We start from the raw sequence: 22773 nt of genomic DNA, 5'->3' as shown, positions 1-22773 counted from the left end.
CCTTGCTAAAGAACCATCATGCGTGGGTGACCATACAAGGTACAGGTACAGCCGGGCAGAAATCAGGCGGACAATTCTGTTGAGATCAGTCACGCCGCCATTGCCACTCCGCCTGCCAGTTTTCCGCCCGCTTGGGCGTGATGCCCCGGTAAAAGGTGCGTAGTTGCTCCAGATCCTGATCCATATTGCCGCTGGGTATGATGGCCGGGCCAAAGCCGCCACGCTTGCGTCGGTAATCCAGATAGGCGGGTATCATGGGCACTGCCGCCCCTAAGGCCACATGATAGAAGCCGGTTTTCCAGGTTTGCACCACACCACGGGTACCTTCCGGGGTGATGGCGAGGGTCAGCTGCGGATAGCGCGCCACCGTCTCGACCAGTTGCTCGACCAGATTGTAGGCACGATCGCGTTTGACCGGGATGCCGCCCAACCAGCGCATCACCGGCCCGGCTGGCCTCTTGAACAGCGAATGCTTGCCCAGCCAGCGTGGCTTGCCCCCTCCGGCAAAGCACAGTGCCAGTCCGATCGGGAAATCCCAGTTGCTGGTGTGGGGGGCGACCACCAGCACATATTTCTGGTGCGCCGGGAACGGGTTATCCAGCTTCCAGCCGCTCAGCCACAGCCCGACGCGGGATACCAGTACAAACAGATGCCGCAGTATCGGCGTTTCAAATACAGTGCGCTGCATGCCGGACCACTCAAACGGGAAAAGGCGTTCACTATACTGCGTTCTGTTGAACCTTGCTCACCCGACCGGTCAGTAATGCGGGTGCCGGGGCGGCGTGGCACAATAGCGGCATTGCACTCTGGTAGACCCGCATGGCCATCCGCCCCGTCCTGAAAATGGGCCACCCCACCCTGCTGCTGCACGCCGAACCCGAAACCCGGTTTGGCAGCCCCGAATTGCGTGCGCTGATTGAAGACCTGCACGACACCATGCTGGCGGAAGGTGGTGTGGGGATTGCCGCGCCACAGATTGGGGTGTCCCGCCAGGTGGTGATCTTTGGTTTTGAGCGTAGCGAACGTTATCCGGAAGCCCCGCCCGTCCCCTATACCGTCTTGCTGAATCCGGTCATCACCCCGCTGGACGAGGTCGAGGAAGAGGGCTGGGAAGGCTGCCTGTCGGTACCCGGTTTACGTGGCAAGGTGCCACGCCATGTGCGCATTCGCTACCAGGGCCAGGACCCGGATGGCCAGCCGATTGACCGGGTTGCCGAGGGCTTCCATGCCCGCGTGGTTCAGCATGAGTGCGACCACCTGTGGGGTACCCTCTACCCCACCCGCATCCGTGACCTCAAACAGTTTGGCTTTACCGATGCCCTGCTTGCCACACCGTCACCCACTACTGACTGACGCTTAGCCCAGATAGAAGCAGCGGGCACATACCGAGCGGTAACGGCTGTTGCCGCCCACTTCCACCTGCTCTCCTTCCCTCACCCGCTGCCCTTGGGCGTCGATGCGGGTGTTCATGGTGGCTTTGCGACCACACAGGCAAATGGTCTTCATTTCTTCGAGGTCATCCGCCAGCGCCAGCAGATAGATGGCACCGGGGAAGGGCTCGCCCTGAAAGTCACTGCGGATGCCGTAGCAAATCACCGGAATATTGCGGGTGTGGGCAAAGCGGTGCAGTTGCCGCACCTGGCCCGGGGTCAGAAACTGGGCCTCATCAATCAGCACGCAGGCCAACTGCTGCTCATTGGCCAGCGCGGTACCAAAATCCAGCTGTGGCGAAAAGGTACGCGCCTCCCGCTGCAAACCCAGCCGTGAGGCGATCTGCCCCACCCCAAAGCGGTCATCCAGTTCTGCGGTATACAGCACTACCCGCTGCTGCTGTTCTTCGTAGTTGAAAGCCACCTGCAGCAAGGCGGTGGATTTGCCTGCATTCATCGCGGCATAACGGAAATACAGTTTGGCCATGGTTTACGCCTTGAGGCTACGGGACGCTGGATCCCCTTGCAGACAGCTGAGTCGCACGGTGACCGAATGCTCGCCATCCGTGAGCCAGACCTCACCATCCTGCAGGGTACACTGCAACTGCATGTTGCGCTGGGTCAGCCGGGTCATGGCCTGACTATCCTCTGCGCTCACTCGCCACACCAGCAGATTGTCCAGCCCGGACAGCTCACTGCGCTGTTGCCCCCACCAGACATCGGCTGCCGCGCCGCCATACACCAGCAGCACCACCTGCTGTGCCCGGCGGCTGGCCTTGCGCAGCTGTTTGGGATCAGGCAGACCGACGTCGATCCACCACAACAGCTCACCGCTGTAGTCCTGCTGGGCCAGCGCGGCTTCATCTTCATTGGAGAGTCCGCGCCCGAAGGCCAGCCGCTCATCGGCATAGAGGGCAAACGCCAGCAAGCGCACCATCAGCCGCTCGTCGGTCTCGGAGGGATGCCGCGCCAGAGTCAGCGCGTAATCCTGATAGTGGCCGCGCTCCAGATCAGCCAGCTGCAGATTGCATTTGAATACGGTTGCGCTGAGCGCCATGATGCATCCCGGCAAAAGCCGCGATTCTAGCGCGCTTCTGTCTCGGTGTCAGAGGCAGCACACACCGGCAGCAGGGTAAAGAAGGTAGCCCCCTTGCCGGGCACGGAATGGAAGCCAAGATCTCCCTTCATCAGACCCATCAGTGCCTTGGAGATGTTGAGGCCCAGTCCGGTGCCCCCCTTGCGGCGACTGTCCGAGGCATCAGCTTGGGAAAAACGGCCAAAAATGCGCGACTGGAAGTGCATCGGGATGCCCGGGCCGTGATCAATCACGCTTACACGTACCCAGTCGCCTTCGATCTGGACACGGATCACGACTTCATCATCGGCCCGGGAAAATTTGGCAGCATTGGACAGCAGGTTGGCCAGCACCTGACAGTAGCGGATACCATCCACATTGACCCATACATCCGGCACATCCCCACGCAGATGGTAGTTGACCCGATACTGGGCCGCATACCCGGCATTGGCGGTCAGGGATTGCTGCAGCAGGGGCAGCAGCGGCTGAGGCTGGCAGACACATTGCAGCTGCCCGTTTTCCAGCTTGTCCATATCCAGCAGGTCATTGATCAGCAACAACAGGCGCTCGGTGTTGCGCGCCGCCATCTCGATCATCTGCTGCACCTGGGGCTGCAATTCGCCCATGGCACCGGCGGACAGCAGACCCAGCGATCCACGGATCGAGGTCAACGGTGTCCGCAGCTCGTGACTAACCGTAGCCACAAATTCCGCCTTCAATTGCTCAGCCTGCTTGCGGGTGGTGATGTCAGACAGGATGCCGGTCAGGCGGGTTGGCTGCCCGGCCTCATCCTGCTGCACCAGCCCATGTGTCATCACCCACAGCAGCTCACCATCAGACCGCTCAATCCGGTACTCCACCATGAAGCTGTTTTCATGACTGGCCAGGCATTCTGCCAGCGCACGGTCCAGAAGGGGGCGATCCTCCATCACGGCACCGTGTTTCCAGCCGTCCAGCCCGCCAGCTACCGCCCCCTCGCGCACCCCGACAATGTCACGCCAGCGGGGGGAGAAATAGCTGGTTCCGGTCAGCAGGTCACAATCCCACAAGCCATCTGCCGCCGCCTCCAGTGCCAGCTGCAGCCGGGCCTCACTATGCACCAGCGCCAGCTGGCTGGCTTGCAGTGCTGACTGGTCATGTACCACCACGATCACCTGCCGGGTATCGGCATGTTCCAGCACGCTCACTGCCAGCGACACCGGGAAGCGCAGACCATGCTCGCCATGGGCTTCAGCATGTCGGCTGGATTGGGAAACGGCGCGGCGTACGGCTTCATCACCATGGGCAATCCGGCGGATGGTGTCCCCTGCCAAGTCAGGCAGTAATCCGCCAACTGCCTTGCCCTTGGCGCCACCCGGCATCAATCCCAGCATCAGTTCGGCGGCGCGGTTTGCCGTCAGGATGGCCCCATCCTCGCCGACGGTCAGAATGCCATCGCCCGCGGCAGCCAACACGGCCTCGATATAGCTGCTTTGCTTGCGGAAGCTGGCGCTCATCCGGTCTGCCAGCAACAAGGCCCGCTGGCGACGCCCCAGCAGCGACGCGACCAGCGCCGCCAGGGTCACGCTCAGCATGAGGCCCGCACCCAGCACGACCCAGACCCCATGCAGGGGATAGCGAGCCTCAAAGGCGGGTTGACTGCAGATGCGCAGGGTCCAGTGGTGACCGGCAATATTCAGGGTGTGCTGCAGCACGCGAACCTTGTCCAAGGGGGGGGCACTACTTTGATACATCAGGCTGGACGGCCCGACATCATCACCATCATGCACTTCCAGATAGACTTGGGCCGACTGGTTGCCCAGCACCCCTTGCATCAGGTCCCCCATCCGGAACGGGCTATAAACGTAGCCCTGCAAAGCAGCACGGCGCTCCACCAGATTGCGCAAAGGCAGATCTTGCCGGTACACCGGCACATAGATCAGAAAGCCCGCCTGGACATCCTTGCGGGTTTCCTGCACCAGGGTAACCTTGCCGGACATGGCGGGCTCGCCCGTGTCACGCGCACGAGACATGGCCAGGCGGCGGGTGGTTTCACTGAACATGTCAAAACCGAACGCCCGCTGATTGCGCAGGTCGAACGGCTCCAGCATGGTGATGGCGGTATATTCGTCTCGTAAACCGGGTGGACGGACCCGGTAACCGGGAAACCCATCTTGCTGGATGCGCGTTTCATGCTCGGCCAAGCGGGCGGCAGGAATGTACTCGGCAAATCCCAGCCCCTGTATGCCGGGGAAGTGGCGGCGCAAATTTTGCGGGGAGGCAAACAGGTTCCATTCCTGCCGACTGACTTCGCCCCGCGAAGCAAACAGGCCACTGCCCGCCCGCAAAATGGCGATGTAGGCCTGCAGGCGATTTTCCAGCCGCAAGGTGCTGTCATTGGTCAAAGCCTGAAAAGCCAGCTCAGCCTGCTCGGCACGCTCCTGGCTGGCACGCCAGGCCAGCTGTGCGGTGACGCCCAGTCCCAGAGCAAGGGTAAGCCAGACCAGCCAGGATTGATGCCTCCAGCGCGCAGGGCGCTCTTCGGCCATCGGTTCCGCAAATGATGAGGGGGATGGCGTCATGCCACATTGTCCGTACACGGGTGGTTTCAGTATAGGAAACCCGACTCAGGAAGCAATGTTCCTTACTCTGCTCGCCAGCCTGATACCAGGGCCAGCTTGGCAGGACGAGACAGACGCTTGATCCGCGCCTCTTCCCGCAGCGCCTCGCTTTGGGTAGCAAACGCGCGGCTTGCCAGCAGTTGCTCGGGGGGAAAGGCGCGGGTAAAACGTGCGCCCTTGCCACTCACGTGCTGCTGGTAACGGGCATGAGGGTCTCGTGCAATACCGGTATACAGGCGATCACCCCGGCATTGCAGCACATACACCCACCAGAGGTCGTCACTCACCGCGCAGCTTGCAACGCGGCCACCGCTTGCTCCAGCACTTCCACCCGCTGCAGCAGCGAAGCCAGCAGGTCGGATGCTGGGGCGGCGACTGGGGCATCCTCGGCCACCTCGCCCAGCAGATGCACCCAGCGACTCTCCCGTGCCCCTGGCTGGCGCGGCAGCAGGCGTACCAGCGCGCCGGCTGCTCGCTCGGACAGTTCTTCAAGAAAGGCTTCCACCGCGGAGATATCGGCAAAGCGATGCATGCGCTCACAGTTGAGCCGTAGCTCCCCTGCCGTTTGCGGCCCGCGCAGCATCAGCACGGTGAGGATGGCCACCGACTGGCTGGGCAACTGCAATGCCTTGTCAAACTGCTGCGCAAAGCGGCTGGCGCGACCGCCACTCTGCTCCGTGATCCAGCCCAGATCACGCAGCTCATCCAGTGCAGCCAGAATCTCCGCCTCAGAAAGGGTCAGCACCGGTTCGCGGCTGGTTTTCTGGTTGCAAGCGGATTGCAGCGCATTGAGCGTCATCGGGTAGGTATCAGGCACTGTGCGTTGCTTCTCCGACAGGGAAGACAGCACACGCAAGGCTGCGGCAGACAGCTGGGGCACACTCATGGCAAACATCCGCAAGGAAACATGCCTGCCATTATGCCATGTGGCCTAGTGCTCCTCCGCACTCACTTCACAATCGGCATCACAACCCACCCCCACCCCCAGCCAGCGCCGCAAGCAGCGCTGCCCGAGGCGGCTCCGCCACCAGGCAGCAAACGGCAAGTAACGCTCTGGTGCCAGCAGCATCCCGCAACCATACTGCGTTCCACGCCATTGCAAGGCAGGGCACGGCCCTTGCCGTTTCAGAAAACGCAGGCGTGCCAGCGGACAGAGCTCGGCGGCACAGCACACCCCGCAGCCATTGCACGGTTGCCCCATCTGCGGCTTGTGCGGCGCCTCGGGGTGTAGCTTTACCCATTGAATGAGGGTTGAGCGCAAAATAAGCCGACTCCTGCATATTCTTAGAACGAATCAGCCTAGCCATAACATGCGCTGACGCAATAAAATTCTAAACCGTTCAGGTACAATATCAATTTTGCAGCGCATCACGCGAAGACTTCATACCATGGCCAACTACGCCCAAGAGACCGTGACCAGTGTGCGCCACTGGAACGACACCCTGTTCAGCTTCAAGACCACCCGCGATGACGGACTGCGCTTCGAGAACGGTCATTTTGTGATGATCGGACTGGAAGTGGATGGCAAGCCACTGATGCGCGCCTACAGTATCGCCAGTGCCAATTATGAAGAAGAGCTGGAGTTTTTCAGCATCAAGGTGCAAAACGGTCCGCTGACCTCTCGCCTGCAGCATCTGAAGGAAGGCGACACCATCCTGGTGTCGCGCAAGCCAACCGGCACGCTGGTGGTGAGCGACCTGAAACCCGGCAAGAACCTGTTCCTGTTTGGTACCGGGACCGGTCTGGCCCCGTTCCTGAGCATCATCAAAGACCCGGAAGCCTATGAGCGCTTCGACAAAGTGATCCTGTTCCACGGCGTGCGCTATGTCAACGAACTGGCCTATGCCGACTACATTCAGAACGAACTGCCGCACCACGAGTACTTTGGTGACATGGTGCGCGACAAGCTGGTGTATTACCCCTCGGTGACCCGTGAGCCATTCCGCAACCAGGGCCGCCTGACCGATTTGCTGGAATCCGGCAAGCTGTGCGCCGACTTGGGCCTGCCGCCGATCAATCCGGAAACCGACCGCGCCATGCTGTGTGGCAGCCCCAGCATGTTGAAAGACACTGCCGCCATTCTGGACCGTTTCGGTTTCCAGGTGTCTCCGCGCGTGGGCGTGCCGGGCGACTATGTGATTGAACGCGCCTTCGTCGAGAAGTAAGCCTCCCGACAAACAAAACAGGCCCTCAGAATGAGGGCCTGTTTTGTTTTACACCACGGTAATGCGCACTCCGGCGCATTCCACCACTTGCCCGGCCCGAATCTTGGCCGCCTTGCGCAGCTCAACTTCCCCATCGACGGTGACGATGCCGTCACTGACCATCTGCTTGCCCTGACCTCCACTATTGGCCACGCCCACCAGTTTCAGCAGATCACACAGGGCAATGTATTCGCTCGTTAATTCAAATTGTTCATTTTGCATCGTTTTTCCAGATTCTCAGTTTGCAGGCTGCCGCCTGATTCAAGCCTTGGCTTGGGCATTTAACAAGCGTGACAACCACAGTGCCAGCACGATGGCCAGCAACGAGACTACCATGCTGAGCACCCCCACCCAGGGGAAGTGCAGCAGGTGTCCCGCTTCGTCCTTGAGCAGAATCGCGCCTGCGATCGCAGCCCCCGCCCCGCTGGAGAGGTCACGAAACACATTGATGAAACTCATGAAGCTGCCGCGCAGGTGAGGCTCTGCCACCCGCGAGGTCAGGCTCATCAGCGGGGTAAAGCGCCCGGACACCAGAATCATGAACGAGGTTGACACCAGCAACGCCAGCCACAAAGGCATAGGGCCATACAGGCAGGTGGTCAGCAACATGGCCGGCATGGCACACAGCGCCACCAGCGTGAACACCTTGCCGGCACCAAACCGGTCAGACCAGCGCCCGATCAGGGGTGCGGTGAACAAGGTGGGAATACCCCCGGCAATATACACCCAGGGCAGCTCGGATTCCTTCACGCCGACGTTGGCCACCAGTGAGGGACTGAGGAAAGGAATGATCAGGAAGCCGGACACAATGACCGCAGACATCAAGGCAAACGCTACTTGATGATGCCGTGGCGTAAAGATGGCGTGCAACTGTCCCAGCAAGGACAGCGGGGCTCGCCCCATATGCCCGCGCAAGCTGGGCAACTGCTGCCAGGCCACCAACAGCATCAACACGGCGAAGCCAGCCACGGCCAAGAAAGGTACGCGCCAGCCCCAGTGCGCCGCGAGGTAGAGGCTGAAGGGCACGCCAATAATGGCTGCCAGACTGAAGGCGCCCATCACGATGCCCATGGCCGGGCCACGACGCTCCACCGGAATCACATCCACCAGGATGGCCATGGTGCCGGCACTCATGACCCCGGCAAACGCTCCGGCCAGAACCCGCCCGATCATCAGCGACCAATAGTCTGAGGCCACCCCGCAGACCACGGTAGCGAGGATAAAGCCGACATAGAGCACCAGATGGGCCTGACGCCGGTCAAACCGGTCCAGCAGGAAACCTGCCACCAACCCGGCCAGCGCTGAGCTCCAGGCGTAGCTGGACACCAGAAAGGAAAACGCCGCCGGGGTGATGTGCATGCTGCGCATCAGCTGCGGCCCCAGTGGCATCATAATCATGAAATCAACGATGTGGGTAAATTGCACCCCACACAACAGCAGCAACAGGATACGTTCGTTCACCTGCTGGCTCAAACTGCGCGGTTCACTCACCCGCTTCTCCTGGTTGGGACATCAGCGCCTGCCAGCCGGCATGGCCTAACTGTGTCAGGGTTTCGATATTGCGCCAGTAGATGGTGGAAGGATCCGGAAAGGCCAGCACGGCACGTTCGATACTTTGCTCACGCAACAAGTGCAGCGTGGGATAGGGCGAACGGTTGGTGTTGTTGTCAATGTCGTCCGGGTCCGTCCCTTCGAACTGGAATTGCGGGTGGAAGCTCGCCACCTGCAGCACCCCCTCCAGCCCATGCTCCACCACTGCTTCTTCGGCAATCTGCGTCACATCATGGAACACAAGGAAGTCGTTCAGCAAGCTTGGGTGGATCAGCAGCGTGGTATCCACCTGCTCCGGGTCGGCTTCGTTCAGTGCCAGCAGTTCCCGGTCCAGATCCTCGAGGAATCCATCAAGATGAGGCGCCTCACTCACCACAATCCGCACCTGATTTTTGACGTACACCGACTTGGCAAACGGGCACAGGTTCAGGCCAATCACGGCCTGCTCCAGCCAATGTCGGGTCGCGGCGATGACCCTGTCAACGCTTGGGGTAGATGCTTGCATGGGGGAACCTGAAACAGAAAACGGGGAAACCTGCATTGTAGCGTCTGACGGACCGGACAGGCGATGCAGCCTGTCCGGTCGGACCTGATCAGTGTGCAGGCAAGTAGAATCGCCTCACCACTTGGCCTTACGGCGCATGAATTGCTGGAAATCATCAATCAGGGTGTAGAACACCGGCACCACCAGCAAACTCAGGATGGTCGAGGTCACCAGGCCACCGATCACCGCAATCGCCATCGGTGCACGGAAGCTCGGATCCACCCCAATCCCCAGCGCAATCGGCAGCATGCCTGCGCCCATGGCAAGGGAGGTCATCACGATCGGCCGCGCTCGCTTGTGGCAGGCATCCATCAGCGCCTCAAACCGCGCCATGCCCTGATCCCGCGCCGTTACCGCATACTCAACCAGCAGAATGGAGTTCTTGGAGGCAATCCCCATTAGCATGATCAGGCCAATCAGCGCCGGCATGCCCATCTCGCTGCCACCAATCAGCAGCCCCATGAACGCCCCCCCCAGCGACAAGGGCAAGGCGATCAGGATGGTGATCGGCTGCAGGAAATCATGGAACAGCAGCACCAGCACCATGTAGATGCACACGACCCCGGCCAGCATGGCCAGACCGAAGCTGGCAAACAGCTTGCCTTGCTCTTCACTGTCGCCCACTTCCTTCTTCTTCACACCGGCAGGCAGGTTCTGCAAGGTTGGCAATTTATCCACCGCCATCGCCACCTCACCCAGCGAGCGACCATTGAGCTCGATATTGAACATCACCGAGCGCGACTGGCTTTGCCGCTCAATCTGTGTCGGGCCACTGGACAGCCGCAGGGTGGCCACTTGCCCCAGCATCACCGGTCCTTTGCTACCCGGCACCATCAGCCGCGACAACAGCTCCAGATTGTGGCGCACATCCGGCCCCATACGCACCACAATGGGCACTTGCCGATCGGGCAGATTCAGCTTCGACTGCTGGGTGTCATAGTCCCCGACGGTCGCCACCCGCACCACTTCGGCAATGGCCCCCGGCGTCACCCCCAGGTCTGCTGCACGTGCCGGGTCGGGACGAATCTCGATCTCGGGTCGCTCCAGACTGGCATTGGCCGTCACCGCGCCCAATCCCGGGATGGTGTACAGCTCCTGCTTGACCTTCTCGACGGTGCGATACAGCATTTGCGGATCATCGGACACCAGCACCATCTGGTACTTCTCGCCATTGCCCCCCAGCCCCACCGTGACCCGCACGCCGGGCAGTACCGACAGTTTTTCACGCAGCAAGCCTTCCAGTCGGGTCTTGGTGATCGGCCGCTCATGGCGATCCGCCAGCGTAAGCATCAAGCTGGCCTGGGTCACACTGGCCGCACCGCCATCGGCAAACAGGTCCGTCCCGGCAGAGCCGCCACCAATGGCGGTATACACCCGCTTGATGTAAGGCTGCGTCATCAGCAGCTTGCGCGTACGCTCTGCCATGTCCCGGGTCTGCTCAAAGGTACTGCCAGGCGGCAATTCGATCTTGACCGCAGTTTGCGACATGTCATCGGCAGGCACGAAACCGGTTTTCAGCAAGCCCGACAACGCCATCGAGCCGATGAAGAAGCCGATCGTCATCAGCACGGTGAGCAGGCGATGCCGCAAGCACCAGCTGGCGACCGCCATGTACCCGCGCGTGACCGCGCCCTCTTTCGGGTGGTAATCAATCTTCTTCAGCATGTAGGCGGCCATCATCGGCGTCAGCAGACGGGCCACCAGCAGGGATGCCAGCACGGCCAGTGCCGCAGTCCAGCCGAATTGCTTGAAGAACCGCCCCACAATGCCGTCCATGAAGGCCGTCGGCAGGAACACCGCCACCAGCGCCAGCGTGGTGGCAATCACCGCCATACCGATCTCGTCAGCTGCCTCCATGGCTGCCTGATACGGGGTTTTGCCCATGTGCAGGTGGCGTACGATGTTCTCGATCTCCACGATGGCATCGTCCACCAGAATCCCCACCACCAGCGCGAGTGACAGCAGCGTCACCACATTGAGGGTGAAGCCAAAGTAGTGCATGCCGATGAAGGTCGGGATCACCGACAGCGGCAAGGCCACCGCCGAGACAAAGGTCGCGCGCCAGTCCCGCAGGAAGAACCACACCACGATGATGGCCAGCAAGGCGCCTTCATACAGCAGGTGCATGGAGCCATCAAATTGCTCCTGCACCGGCGTCGCCATGTCAAAGACCTCGGCATACTGCAGGCCAGGCACGGCTGACTTGAGTTGGGCCATGCGCGCACGCACCGCGGTCGCCACATCCATTTCCCCGGCACCGCGGGAACGGGTCAGCTCGAAGCCGACCACCGGCTTGCCATCGAGCATGGCGGCGCTGCGGCGATCCGCCACCGTATCCTTGACGGTGGCAATCTGGTTCAAGCGGATGCGCCGGCCATCCACCAGTGCCAGCTCCATATTCCCTACTTCTTCAGCAGTCTTGACCGTCCCGAGGGTACGCACCGCCTGCTCCGACCCGCTGAGCTCGGTACGACCACCGGAGGCGTCTTTCTGCGTGATCAGCAACTGGCGCGACACATCCAGTGCCGTCACGCCAAGCGCCTGCATGCGTGCCGGGTCCAGCTCAACACTGACCTGCCGGTTCAAGCCGCCCACCCGTGTCACCCGGCCAATACCGGCAACCCCACGCAAGTCCTTGGAAATACGGTTATCAATCAGCCAAGACAGCTGCTCCTCGTCCATGCCGGCGACACTGATGGTGTACACCAGAATGGCCTGGTCGCTGAAATCGACCTTGCTGATCACCGGGTCTTTCAAGTCCCCCGGGAGGTCACTGCGCACCCCGCTGACCGCATTGCGGACATCGTCCACCGCCTCGGTGATCGGCTTTTCCAGGATAAATTCGACCGTGACCAGCACCAGACCGTCCTGAATCTTGGAGTACACCTGTTTGACGCCCCGCAGCGACGCCACGGCATTTTCCAGCTTGCGCGCCACCTCGCTTTCCAGCTGAGCGGGCGCGGCACCCGGCAGCGCTGCGGTGATGGTGACCATCGGCAGCTCCACATCGGGGAAACTCTGCACCTTCATGGCTTTGAAGGTCAGTATCCCGGCCAGTGTCAGCAGGATGAACAACATCAGGGACGGGATCGGTTTCTTGATCGCCCATGCAGAAAAGTTCATTGCAACCTCTTGTATTTAGCGGTCCGGAAACGCCTTAGCGTGTAACGACCTTGACCGTATCGCCGTCATTGAGGAAGCCACCACCACTGGCAACTACCTGACTGGTCGCCGGCAGACCCGATACCTCGACACGGCCACTCAATTGCTGTCCGGCCTGCACCCGTTGCAGATGAATGCGGTTCTTGGCCTGCAGCACAAACACATGTGCGAAGCCATCCCGCAGTACGATGGCGCTGCCCGGCAAGGTCAGGGTCGTACGGGTGCCCACCTGTAGCTCCCCTTTGGCGAACATGCCTGGCTTGAGCTTGCCGAGCGCCGGGTCGGTGCTCGGAATGTCGATGAAGACCTGCACATTGCGGCTTTGCGCATCCACCACGGGTGATACCTGCCGTACCGTACCGGTCTGTACCGTGCCGTCCGGCCCGGCCAGGCGAGCAGTTTGTCCGGGGCGTACCCGCACACTCTCCGCCGCGGTCACATCGGCTCGCCATTCCAGCCGGCTCTGCCGGACCAGGCGCACCAGTTCTACTCCAGGTTGCCCCACGCTGCCCAGGGTGGCCGGGCGGGCGCTGATCACACCACTGTCCGGGGCGAGCACTCGGGTACGCGCCAGCCGTAGTTGCACGGTCTGCAGTTGCGCACGAGCGGTTTGACGACGAGCATCCGCCATCTGTTCCTGCGCGAGAAACTGGCTGACCTGCTGTGCGCTCATGGCTCCGGTTTTATCGACCTGGCGCGCACGGTTGGCATTGTCTTTGGCTTCACGGTAAGCGGTTTCCGCTTCATTGACGGCTGCCGAGGCTTGTTTCAATTCTGCCTGCACCGTCTGATCATCAAAACGGGCCAGCAACTGCCCCTTGCGCACCACATCCCCGACCGACACCGGCAGCTCAACCAGCCGCAGCCCCTGCAGCTCGGTGCTGACGGCTAGCTCTTGCCATGCCGCAATGCTGCCATTGGCTCGGATAATGTCCGGCATGTTCACGACTGTGGGTTGCGTGACTGTGACCGCCAGCGCGGGGCGCGGAGGTGGGGCAGCAGGTTTCTCCTGCCCGGATTGGCCGCATGCGCCCAGCAAGGCTGTCATCATGGCCAGCCCTCCCAAGGTGGCCCACGCCAATGGTCGCATCTGGCGTGGCGAAACCGTCTGCTGTGGGTCACCCGGCTCGCTGCTGTTGAACAACATTTTCGGTACTCCTGACATGTTTCAATCCAGTCCAGTTAACGAGGCTGCTGACGTACTTGGGTCCAGTCGCCGCCCGTAGCTTTATACAAGGCGATCCAGTAGCTGACCCGTTCACGCTGCAGCTGTGCCAGCGCCATTTCGGCACCACGCCATTGGCGACGCGCCTCTTCCAGCTCCAGCTGGCTAACGCTTCCCGCCTTCCACAAAATATCGGTATTCCGGTACACCTGCTGATAGGCGCTCACGGCCTGTCGCAATTGCTGCTCGCGTATGCGGCTCCCTTCCAGCCGCACCAAGGCCTCTTCCACTTCACGCACCGCTTGCCGTACCAGACCTTGATAGGCGGCAACGCTTTGCTGGTAGCGGGCCTCTGCGGCCTCTTGTTGCGCCTTGAGCCGGCCGCCATCGAACAGCGGGAAGCTGATGCTGGGGCCAAAGGACCAGCTGTTGCCCTCAATGGTTGCACCAGCACTTCCTACCCGCAGGCGGCTGATGCTGCCCAGCAGCGACACCGAGGGGTAGCGCAGCGCCTCGGCCACTCCCACTGCGGAAGCGGCAGAGCGAATGCCATCTGCCGCAATGCGGATATCAGGCCGCTGCTGCAGCACATTGGCGGGAACGTCATCCACCACCAGTCCTGGCGGTTGTGGCTGGCTGGCATAGCCCACTGCCACCCAATCACGTACGTCACGCTCGGCACCCCCCGTCAGGGCGACCAGCCCCTTGATGGTCAGGTCACGTGCAGACTGCAACTCCTGCAGCTGACTCTGGCCATTGGCCAGCGCGGCATCCAGATTCAACACATCGGTTGCCGACGACCATCCGGCCTGACGACGTTTCTCAACCAGCAAATGCGTCTGCTGCAATGAGCGCTGCTGCTCTTGTTGCAGCTGGATTTGCTGTTCCAGGCTGCGCAGCATGACATAGGTATTGGCCACCTCTGCGGCCAGGCTGATGCGGGCATCGTGCCATTCGGCATCACGGGCCGACTGGGTGGCCAGATAACTCTGCCGCGCTGCCGCCACCCCGCCAAACAGGTCCAACTCCCAGCTGGCATCCAGCCCCAGGCTTTGTGTATGCAGGCGCTCGTTCGGCTGCTGCACTTCGTTGCGACTATGGGTATCCGCGCCATGCAGGGTCAGCCGGGGCCACAGCGCCGCGCCCGCAGCGGCAGCATCCGCCCTCGCCTCCTGAATACGCGCGGTTGCTTGCTGCAGCGACGGGCTGGATTGCTGCGCAGCCACCTGCAGGCGCTGCAGCACGGCATCATGCCAGCCTGCCCACCAATCTTGCAGCGCCACCACACGCTGCGGGTCCACCACCGGCTTGCTTGCCTCCCAGCGGGTGGCCTGCGGGTTCATTGTTGCTGCATCGGGCTGGGGAACTTGAACCGCACACCCCGTCAGCAATCCCACCACGATCAGTCCCGTCATTTGCGGGCGTTGCACGATCCACTCCCCAAACCGCCTCATTGCTGGCTCCTGTGCTCAACGCTATTGCTGGTTCAGCTCACACCTTTCAGCGCAGCCAGAGTGAACTGAACAGTTCAGTCAATCCTACATTGACCGAACCGTTCAGTCAATATAGAATAACTTCATGTAACCTTAATTGAAACTGCCCCTATGGATACGCGATTGTTTTCCAGCGCCCCCGCAGGCTTTGCCGGATAAGCCCGCTGTGGACAACCCAAGCTACAGCCTGCCCGTGCTGCGCCCGGGCCTCAGCAAAGCCAAATACGACCAGATTCTGCGTGGCGCGCGTCAGGTCTTTCTGGAATCCGGTTACGGCAGCGCCAGTATGGACCGCATTGCGCGCGAAGCGGGTGTCTCCAAAGGCACGCTCTACAACTACTTTGCCAACAAGGAAACCTTGTTCGCCACCATGATCCAGGGGGATTGTTATGATGCCACCAGTGGCAGCCATGCTCATGACACGCCACTGGACCCGCAAAACCCCGCTGCGGTTTTGACCGAATTTGGCCTGCACATGGTGGAAGAGTTGCTCGACCACGAGCACATGACCTTCATCCGCATTGTGCTGGCAGAAGCGGTCAATTTCCCGGAGCTGGGCAAGATGGTGGAAGCCACCGGCCCTGGTCTGGCGGTGCAGCACATGGCCGATTACTTTGGGCTGGTCAATCAGGTAGGCCAGTACCACTTTCCCGACCGTCCACTGGCCGCCGAACAATTCATGCAGCTCTGCGATGCCGGCTGCTACCGGCGCACGCTGCTGGCACTGGATGCGCCGACCCGCGAGCAGTTGACCCAGCAAGTTCACAGTGCTGTCCGGCTATTCCTGCAGGGTCACCGGGTCGAGCGTTAAATTCGTCAGTCCGCCTGCAAGGCGGCGCGCAGGGATTCTGGCAGACCGGTCAATACCAGCCGGTCATGCTGACGCTCATAAATGACCTCGCCACTGCGCAGGCTGCGACGGTCGAACTCCAGCCGCCAGTGCTCTCCGGCCGCTTTGAAGCGCGTCAAAGGCTTCAGCGCACGCCGGTCCGGCACAAAGCCATCGGTCACCGCCTGCTCTGCCAGTACCGTTTGCAAGCGGGCAGGCGCCTCAGGCCAGCTCTGCTTGATCAGCTCGTCCAGCGCCAGCGGCGTGCCGCGCTCGCCCAGCGCCTCCAGTGCGCCATGCATCTGTGCAAACACTTGATCTCGCTGCTCCGCAGGAACCGCCTCCTCCTCTGCAAAACGGGTCAGGCCCTGCACCAGCTTTTGCGTCTCTTTCAGCGGCACCATCACGTCCTCACAGCCCAGCAGGCGCTTGAAGCCCGGGCTGCCATCACCCCGCCCCCGCAAGAAGCCAATGCAGCGCTCAGTGCCTTGCTGCCAAGCGGTCAGATCAATCCGCCCGGCCAGCTGAATCGACGGCAAGTCCAGCACCGACTGCACCTGCAAGTGCCCTTGCTGCATCTGCAGCACCTGCCTTTGTGGCAGCAAGGCCAACAGGATCACGTCGGCAGAACCTTGCTGCAGGCGGGCAAACATCAACCAATGGCCTGGAACCGGCCCGCCCTGCAGGCACTGCCTGGCGTGCCCATGCCAGTGCTGGCACAACGTCGCAAAGTCCAGCGACTGTGCCACGGCATGCGCCGTCAGCCAGCGCTTGACCTGGGCATCATCCAGTTCGCCAGGGCGACCGTATCCTTTGCCCAAGCGGCTGGTATATTGCTCCAGCACGCCTTCGAGCAAGGACTGCGCCTGATCTTGCTGAACATCCAGCGACAGCGCCACGCCATCATGGCCGGAAGCCAGCTCTGCCTCTGACAGGGGGAACAGTAACAGCTGGTGCAATTGCTGGACAGCAGACATCAAAATACCTTCGTGAGAATCAGGATACTGCGACATTTTCCCATGTCCGCCCTGCTTTGTGGTTTTGACCTGTAACCGGCCCTGCAACAGCTTGATCGCATGCTGTTTTTTTCCCGAAAACCGCTGAAGGCTGGTAGGATGCTGTGCTGCCATCATTGCGTACGGCAATAATCCATTATTTTGATGTACTGGCCCCCAATCGCAGCCCTGACCACTTATCAGATCGATGTCCTACTCCCCCCTAGAGCTCGCTGGCAAGCATCAATCCGTTGAATCCTGCTGGGAAAGCTACCGGAAACGACCCGAGTTTGAAGGCTTTGTCGAGTTTGTTATCTCGCTCAACAGCCTCACGGAATTTCTGCAGGACAAAGGTCTGGCCGGGCTGAATCATGCCGGGCAGTCGCTGGAGCAACTGGCGCTGAGCCTGTTTGGTGATGATAGCAATCACCCGCTGCCCGCGGAGGCCCAGATTGAGATCTCAGGGCAGATGGCACGATTGTCGCAAGCCATGCAGCAGCACCTGGCCGACGTCAAGCTCCGCCAGGAGCGGCGCGCCGTACACGGCGAGGCTGAGCCGGTAGCGGATGCGCCAGGCTTTCGCAGCATCTGGTTGCTCTCCAAGCAGGCCGAACGCTGGCAGGACATGCTGGCGCAGCTGGGCTACTTTGGCATGAAGGCCAGCAGCCACCATTATCACGAGCTGCCGCCAGTGATGGATGACATGCCGATGCTGCTGCTGGACGCAACCGGGTGTGAACTGGAGGAATGGCAACATCGGCTGGCAACGCTGCGCGCGCAATTGCCGGCCTGCCGCATCATTGGCCTCTCCATGCGCGCGGAGTTCAATCTGCTGCAAAGCTCACTGGCCGGCGGCTGTGACATTTGCTTGCTGGAGGACACCCCGGTGGATCAGATTGTCGCTCGCCTGCTGGAGCTGGGTGAGCCGGTCGATCTGGAGCCGTTCCGCATCCTGATCGTGGAAGATTCATTGACAGCGACCAAGCTGGTGCAACGTGCACTGGACGAGCGCCAGATCAGCACGCAGGCCATACAGGATCCGAAGCAGGTGCTACACGCCCTGCACCAGTTCAATCCGGAACTGATCCTGATGGACATGCACATGCCGGGTTGCACGGGAGTGGAAGCCACTCGCATCATTCGCCAGGACAATCACTACCTGTCCATCCCCATCGTTTACCTGTCCGGCGAGACCGATGTGGCCTTGCAGGTGGAGGCTTTGCGTCTCGGCGGTGACCTGTTCCTGACCAAGCCATTCAACCCGGTGTTTCTTAACGCCATCGTCAAGAGCAAGGTCGAGCGCTACCGTGCGCTGCGCCGCTCCATGTATCACGACAGCCTGACCGGTTTGCTCAACCATACCAGCACCAAAACCTCGCTCGAGGCCAGTCTGTCCAGCATGCTGGCTCAAGGGCAACCCATGACCATCGCCATGATCGACATTGATCACTTCAAACGGGTCAATGACACCTATGGCCATCCGATGGGGGATCAGGTCATCCGCAGCCTCGCCTGGCTGTTGCGTCAGCGCCTGCGCAAAACCGATATCGTCGGGCGCTATGGCGGTGAGGAATTTGTGGTCGGCCTGCCAGGTGTGGATGCCGAACAGGCACAGGGCATCCTGGATCGCATCCGCACCGATTTCGCCTGCATCCGCCACCCTTACCGTGACCAGCATTTCAGTGTCAGCTTCAGCGCCGGTGCCGCCGATCAGACGATCTCCAGCGATGCGGAAGACCTGATCAATGCGGCCGATGAAGCCTTGTATCATGCCAAGCGCGAAGGCCGTAACCGCATCCACCTTGCCCGCCGCACCCCGAATGCGGCCTGACCCAGCCAACTGAGGTTTTCCCCTGAGTACCCGCACCCCACCCCGTACGGACAGCACACCGCTGGATCATTGGCTGACCCTGCTGGGCGCACGACTGGTACAGGGTGATGGTGTCGTCGCCCTGTCACTCGGCGGTACGGTGCAGGCAGGCTCGTATACTGTCCGCTACCAGCTGATCCCCGCCAATGGCACCCTGGCCAAAAGCGGCAAATGGCAAAAACTGGGGCCGGAAGGCCAGTATGAGCTGGTGCATTCCCGCTTCCCGCAAGATACAGCGCTCACCTTTCAGCGCGATGTGCAAGCGTTTGTGTTCAAGGCCATGCTGCTGGCAGAGCGTTTGGGCGTTGATGCCCTGCCGCACTTTTCCGCCCTGGTCAGCGATGTGCAGCTGGCGGCCCAGCGCTTCCAGGTGGTGGAAGAGCGGATAGAAGCCGCCGCAGAGCGTGCACGTGAGCAAGAAAATGCAGCACTGGCCCAGTCCTCAATCAAACTGGACCAATACCCGGAAACCTTTATCGCCGCGCACCGGATGGTGCGCCGCTTCATTGCCGTGCTTGGCCCTACCAACTCGGGCAAGACCCACCGCGCCATGCAGGATCTGGCGCAGGCCGCCAGTGGCGTCTACCTAGCCCCACTGCGCTTGCTGGCGCTGGAGAACTTTGAGCGGCTGGAGGAGCAAGGCGTCGCCGTCAGCCTGATTACCGGCGAAGAACAACGTTTAACCCCGGGTGCAACCCACGTTGCCAGCACCATCGAGATGCTGAATACCCGGCGCGTGGTCGAAGTCGCCATCATTGACGAAATCCAGATGCTGGACGACCCCGACCGGGGCAGCGCCTGGACGGCTGCCGTCTGCGGCGCCCCCGCCGAGCGTGTCTATCTGGTCGGGGCGTTGAATGCCCGCCCCGCCATTGAGGCGCTCGCCCGCAGGCTCGGTTGCCCACTGGAAATCATCGAGCTGGAACGCAAGTCGCCACTCACGCTGGAGCCCCAGCCAGTACGCAGCATGGGTAATCTGCGTCGCGGTGATGCCGTCATCGCATTTTCCCGCAAGGACGTGCTGTACTGGCGGGATCAGATCACCGCTGCGGGCCTGTCCGTCGCCACCATTTACGGTAATCTGTCACCCGAAGTGCGACGCGCTCAAGCCAAACGATTCCGCGAAGGCGAGGCCGATGTGCTGGTGGGTACCGACGCCATCGGCATGGGCTTGAATCTGCCGGTGTCCCGTATCGTGTTCACCACCGCCGAAAAATTCGATGGCAAGGAAGAAACGGTCCTCGAACCCTGGCTGGCACAGCAGATTGCCGGGCGTGCCGGGCGCTATGGCATGCACGAAGCGGGCTTTGTGTCGGGTTTCGATGACGGCACGCACCGTTTGCTGAAGCGTTTGCTCAAGGCACGCATCGACCCCTTGCGCGACACCGGCTTCAAGGTTGCCCCCTCGCTCGATCAGCTGCAGCAAATCAGCCGAGCCACCGGCGAGCAGGGACTGGAAAAACTGCTGAAGCTGTTCGCCCGGAACATCGACGTAAGCGACGACTTTTTCATCCCGGCCAATCTGGCTGAACAAGTGGAACGTGCAGCCTGGCTCGATGTGCTACCCCTGCAACTGGCCGACCGCTTGATGTTGTCACTGGTGCCGATTTCCACCCGTATCCCACGCCTGAGTGACGCCCTGATGGGCTGGGCTCGTGGTCTGGCCAAACAACAGCGCATGCCCTTGCAGCAGGAAAACTGGCGTCATGCCCGCTTTCCGCTGCAAGCCGCTGAAGATGCCTGCAAGTGCTACTCCGCTTACGCTTGGCTCAGCTACCGCAAGCCCGAATACTTTCCAGATGGTGAGGCCGCCGTTGAACTGGCGCGCAGGGTCTCGGTAGAAATTGATGCCATGCTACAGGCACAGAATGCCAGAGTACGTCCGCAACGTCGCAGCCGCGACGCCAAGCCTCAGCAGCAGCGCCGGTCACGCCATAAGCAAGGATGATGGCCAGCATCGGCCCTGCCGATAGCGGTTTCCACCTCCGGCCGCCTTTCCTATACTGCCCTTTCCACACTGGGAGGGCATAGCATGGCAGGCGTGCAACACGGCGGCACCATCGAGCAAGTCAAGCAGATGGTGTCCCGGCTGGAGCAGCGCTCCAGGGATATCGGCAGCATCACCGACACCATCACCCAGATTACCAAGCACACTAACCTGCTGGCCTTGAATGCTGCGATTGAGGCGGCCCGTGCTGGTGAGCAGGGGCGCGGCTTTGCGGTAGTCGCTGATGAAGTGCGTAAACTGGCCGAACGTACCGCCACCGCCACCGCTGAAATCAGCGGCATGATCCAGCAAATCCAGCAAGAAACCGGACACGCGGTAGAAGGTGTGGAACGCGCCGAGCAAGAGGCAGTGCTGCAGAAAGCGGATGCCATTCTGGCTGGTGAAGCTGCCACCCTGTCTGCTCGCTTTACCCGCATGGCAACCGTTGCCGATGGTTTGCGTCACCTGCTGGTCAGCACGGTGGCGGCGGGGTGCGCCCTCAGTCGTGAGCAGATCAATACACAAATGCGCACCCTGCTGGGTCGCTACCCCGAATTGTTCGCCCTCTCCAGTGGCTGGGAGCCGAATGCGCTTGACCAGCACGATGCCGATTACATCAACCAGGAAGGGCACGATCACAGTGGTCGCTTCTTGCCGTACTGGAACCGCGCCAATGGCCAGGTCGCCCTCGAACCTTTGGCCAATTATGATGTACCCGGTGAGAATGCCTGGTATGAGCTTCCTCGTAAACTAGGGCGAGATGTGCTGATGGAGCCCTACTATTATCAGGCGGCAGGGCAAAGCGTACTGATGACCTCGCTCATGCTGCCTTTGGTGGTCAACCAGCGTTTCCTGGGGGTCGTGGGGCTCGACTATGCACTGGCACAACTGCAGGAAGAAATGCATGGCAAGCAGCCTTTAGGCCAAGGCCGCTTCATGCTCGTGTCCAACGAAGGTGCCTGGGTCACTCACCCGGACAAACTCAAACTCGGCAAGCCTGCGCGCGAACTTCCGGCAGCCCTGTTGCAAGCCATACGGGAAGGTCGGCCTCACCAGGCCATGCTATCCCCGCACACCGCCCAGCTCGTACAGCCCGTGGCATTTGGTGATGCCCCAACGCCATGGGCACTGATGCTGGAACTTCCGCTTAATCGTAGCGAGGCAAGCCAGACTGGACCAGCAAGATGAACAGCCCGACAGCATGGCAGAGGCCATAAACGGTACAAATCAGCGAACTCCACCATATGAACGGGGTGCGCAGCTGTGGCATGAAGACCGCCGCCAGCATCGGCAGCACACCACGCAACAGGTAGATCAAGGTGATCCCTGCCAGCGCCCAGTCCAGTAGCGGGAAGGGCGGCAGTAAACCCGCTCCGGAAAAGGCATACAACGCCCACAGCAGCAAAACCAATGCGATGCTGGCGGTGATCAATGCGGGCTCTAGCTTGCCCTGCTCTGCAAGGGTTGCCATGCGCTCCCCTGCGCCAAACAAGCGATACCATGCCGGGCCTTTGTAGATGATGGCTACATGTAGCGCAGCTGCAACCAGGCTAAGCACACCCCCGACGATCAACCATGGATTGTCCATGACAGGGCTCCGCAACAATACAATACCTGCATTCTACTGGATGACGGTTTGATCGGTGGCCGTTTCAACAGTTACCGCTACTGGTAGAACTGCGGCAAAGGGGTAGTGCCAGCAAGGGCGCGCCTCGGCGTCTAGCGAGAGTGAATTTTGAGCGATTGTGTCCGTGGGTTGGCGACTACGCGCACTACAAAGCGAGAAGCCCCTGCAGCTGTCTGCAGGGGCTTCAAATGGGAGCCTGGCGGTGACCTACTTTCACAAGCGATCTGCTCACTATCATCGG

The 22773-nt window shown here is 61.0% G+C and carries 21 protein-coding genes; 6 read left to right on the top strand and 15 right to left on the bottom strand.

The window, feature by feature from the left end:
• Nucleotides 1-85: 85 nt before the first annotated feature.
• Nucleotides 86-688, bottom strand: a complete 603-nt coding sequence (locus ACE3O2_RS16125; RefSeq protein WP_374339254.1) for a lysophospholipid acyltransferase family protein — start codon at nucleotides 686-688, stop codon at nucleotides 86-88.
• Between the two features lie 131 nt (nucleotides 689-819).
• Here ACE3O2_RS16125 and def point away from each other — a divergent pair, with 131 nt between their 5' ends.
• Nucleotides 820-1353, top strand: coding sequence for a peptide deformylase (gene def, locus ACE3O2_RS16120; protein ID WP_374339252.1), 534 nt, complete (start codon nucleotides 820-822; stop codon nucleotides 1351-1353).
• 3 nt (nucleotides 1354-1356) lie between these two features.
• Here the strand turns inward: def and ACE3O2_RS16115 are convergent, their stop codons facing one another.
• From ACE3O2_RS16115 to ACE3O2_RS16090, 6 genes are all read right to left on the bottom strand, one after another.
• On the bottom strand, nucleotides 1357-1917 hold the full coding sequence (locus ACE3O2_RS16115) for a thymidine kinase (RefSeq protein ID WP_374339250.1): 561 nt from the start codon (nucleotides 1915-1917) through the stop codon (nucleotides 1357-1359).
• Between the two features lie 3 nt (nucleotides 1918-1920).
• Complete coding sequence (locus ACE3O2_RS16110) at nucleotides 1921-2487, bottom strand: YaeQ family protein (protein WP_374339248.1); 567 nt, start codon at nucleotides 2485-2487, stop codon at nucleotides 1921-1923.
• A gap of 26 nt (nucleotides 2488-2513) precedes the next feature.
• Entirely contained in the window at nucleotides 2514-5066 is a 2553-nt protein-coding gene (locus tag ACE3O2_RS16105) for a CHASE domain-containing protein (protein ID WP_374339246.1), read from the bottom strand.
• 62 nt (nucleotides 5067-5128) lie between these two features.
• Entirely contained in the window at nucleotides 5129-5392 is a 264-nt protein-coding gene (locus tag ACE3O2_RS16100; RefSeq protein ID WP_374339244.1) for a GIY-YIG nuclease family protein, read from the bottom strand.
• Nucleotides 5389-5991, bottom strand: a complete 603-nt coding sequence (locus ACE3O2_RS16095; protein WP_374339242.1) for a YceH family protein — start codon at nucleotides 5989-5991, stop codon at nucleotides 5389-5391. The genes ACE3O2_RS16100 and ACE3O2_RS16095 overlap by 4 nt, the downstream gene beginning before the upstream one ends.
• A gap of 45 nt (nucleotides 5992-6036) precedes the next feature.
• Nucleotides 6037-6366 carry a hypothetical protein gene (locus ACE3O2_RS16090; RefSeq protein WP_374339239.1) on the bottom strand — a complete coding sequence of 110 codons (330 nt, stop codon included), beginning with the start codon at nucleotides 6364-6366 and terminating at the stop codon, nucleotides 6037-6039.
• Nucleotides 6367-6493: 127 nt separating this feature from the next.
• Here ACE3O2_RS16090 and ACE3O2_RS16085 point away from each other — a divergent pair, with 127 nt between their 5' ends.
• A complete protein-coding gene (locus tag ACE3O2_RS16085; RefSeq protein WP_168878615.1) occupies nucleotides 6494-7270 on the top strand; it encodes a ferredoxin--NADP reductase in 777 nt (258 codons plus the stop codon).
• 48 nt (nucleotides 7271-7318) lie between these two features.
• Here ACE3O2_RS16085 and ACE3O2_RS16080 read toward each other — a convergent pair whose 3' ends face one another.
• The 6 genes from ACE3O2_RS16080 to ACE3O2_RS16055 all read right to left on the bottom strand — a co-directional run bounded on the left by ACE3O2_RS16080 (nucleotide 7319) and on the right by ACE3O2_RS16055 (nucleotide 15161).
• Nucleotides 7319-7531 carry an RNA-binding S4 domain-containing protein gene (locus ACE3O2_RS16080; protein WP_374339237.1) on the bottom strand — a complete coding sequence of 71 codons (213 nt, stop codon included), beginning with the start codon at nucleotides 7529-7531 and terminating at the stop codon, nucleotides 7319-7321.
• A 39-nt stretch (nucleotides 7532-7570) separates the two neighbouring features.
• Nucleotides 7571-8800 (bottom strand): MFS transporter, encoded by a 1230-nt coding sequence (locus ACE3O2_RS16075; RefSeq protein ID WP_374339235.1) that lies wholly within the window; start codon nucleotides 8798-8800, stop codon nucleotides 7571-7573.
• Nucleotides 8793-9365 carry a DUF1415 domain-containing protein gene (locus ACE3O2_RS16070; RefSeq protein WP_374339232.1) on the bottom strand — a complete coding sequence of 191 codons (573 nt, stop codon included), beginning with the start codon at nucleotides 9363-9365 and terminating at the stop codon, nucleotides 8793-8795. Before ACE3O2_RS16070 ends, ACE3O2_RS16075 begins: the two co-directional genes overlap by 8 nt.
• A gap of 114 nt (nucleotides 9366-9479) precedes the next feature.
• Nucleotides 9480-12527, bottom strand: a complete 3048-nt coding sequence (locus ACE3O2_RS16065; RefSeq protein ID WP_374339230.1) for an efflux RND transporter permease subunit — start codon at nucleotides 12525-12527, stop codon at nucleotides 9480-9482.
• A gap of 34 nt (nucleotides 12528-12561) precedes the next feature.
• Nucleotides 12562-13713, bottom strand: coding sequence for an efflux RND transporter periplasmic adaptor subunit (locus ACE3O2_RS16060; protein ID WP_374339228.1), 1152 nt, complete (start codon nucleotides 13711-13713; stop codon nucleotides 12562-12564).
• A gap of 35 nt (nucleotides 13714-13748) precedes the next feature.
• Nucleotides 13749-15161: an efflux transporter outer membrane subunit gene (locus ACE3O2_RS16055; protein WP_374339226.1), complete on the bottom strand. Its 1413-nt coding sequence runs from the start codon at nucleotides 15159-15161 to the stop codon at nucleotides 13749-13751.
• A 229-nt stretch (nucleotides 15162-15390) separates the two neighbouring features.
• Between ACE3O2_RS16055 and ACE3O2_RS16050 the strand changes: the two genes are divergently transcribed.
• The gene (locus ACE3O2_RS16050; protein ID WP_374339224.1) at nucleotides 15391-16035 is read left to right on the top strand and encodes a TetR/AcrR family transcriptional regulator; all 645 of its coding nucleotides are present in this window, start codon (nucleotides 15391-15393) and stop codon (nucleotides 16033-16035) included.
• Between the two features lie 5 nt (nucleotides 16036-16040).
• Here ACE3O2_RS16050 and ACE3O2_RS16045 read toward each other — a convergent pair whose 3' ends face one another.
• Entirely contained in the window at nucleotides 16041-17030 is a 990-nt protein-coding gene (locus tag ACE3O2_RS16045; RefSeq protein WP_374339222.1) for a nucleoid-associated protein, read from the bottom strand.
• Between the two features lie 226 nt (nucleotides 17031-17256).
• Here ACE3O2_RS16045 and ACE3O2_RS16040 point away from each other — a divergent pair, with 226 nt between their 5' ends.
• The 3 genes from ACE3O2_RS16040 (at nucleotide 17257) to ACE3O2_RS16030 (ending at nucleotide 22093) form a co-directional block, all read left to right on the top strand.
• Nucleotides 17257-18879: a diguanylate cyclase gene (locus ACE3O2_RS16040; RefSeq protein ID WP_374339220.1), complete on the top strand. Its 1623-nt coding sequence runs from the start codon at nucleotides 17257-17259 to the stop codon at nucleotides 18877-18879.
• 139 nt (nucleotides 18880-19018) lie between these two features.
• Entirely contained in the window at nucleotides 19019-20866 is a 1848-nt protein-coding gene (locus ACE3O2_RS16035) for a helicase-related protein (RefSeq protein ID WP_374339218.1), read from the top strand.
• Nucleotides 20867-20950: 84 nt separating this feature from the next.
• Nucleotides 20951-22093, top strand: coding sequence for a methyl-accepting chemotaxis protein (locus ACE3O2_RS16030; RefSeq protein WP_374339216.1), 1143 nt, complete (start codon nucleotides 20951-20953; stop codon nucleotides 22091-22093).
• On the opposite strand, the gene ACE3O2_RS16025 is transcribed toward ACE3O2_RS16030, so the two are convergent.
• Nucleotides 22053-22493, bottom strand: a complete 441-nt coding sequence (locus tag ACE3O2_RS16025; RefSeq protein WP_374339214.1) for a hypothetical protein — start codon at nucleotides 22491-22493, stop codon at nucleotides 22053-22055. The two genes, ACE3O2_RS16030 and ACE3O2_RS16025, sit on opposite strands and share 41 nt — an antisense overlap.
• Nucleotides 22494-22773: the final 280 nt, after the last annotated feature.

The sequence above is a fragment of the Leeia sp. genome (assembly GCF_041909055.1).
In the GTDB taxonomy this organism is placed as follows: Bacteria; Pseudomonadota; Gammaproteobacteria; order Burkholderiales; family Leeiaceae; genus Leeia; species Leeia aquatica.
The sequence above is the reverse complement of the archived record's forward strand: the minus strand, read 5'-3'. Positions and strand labels throughout refer to the sequence as shown.